The following is a 262-nucleotide window of genomic DNA, read 5'->3' on the forward strand; positions in this document are numbered from 1 at the left end:
GTCAGCGCCAGCGCCTCCACGTGGCGCGCGCGCGCGGAGAATTCGCCTTCCACCGCTTCGCCGGCGACGTTGCCGGCGATCCGCGAGAGCCGCTCGTGCAGCTGCGCCAGGCCGGCGCCGGTGGCGGCCGAAACCGCGATGGCGTCCTCGCCCAGCGCCAGCGGCGCGGCCAGCAGGTCGGCCTTGTTGTGGATCCACAGCCGCAGCGGCACGCCGGCCACATCGGCGGCGACGGCGGCGTGGCCAGCGGCGGGATCGCGGG

At 77.1% G+C, this 262-nt stretch carries 1 pseudogene; it reads right to left on the minus strand.

Annotated features, from left to right (window positions below):
• Positions 1 to 262, minus strand: a pseudogene (locus SB822_RS58240) (tRNA uridine-5-carboxymethylaminomethyl(34) synthesis GTPase MnmE); the annotation flags it as partial.

Origin of the sequence: Paraburkholderia sp. SIMBA_054 (assembly GCF_046534875.1) — a bacterium.
Taxonomy (GTDB): Bacteria; Pseudomonadota; Gammaproteobacteria; order Burkholderiales; family Burkholderiaceae; genus Paraburkholderia; species Paraburkholderia hospita.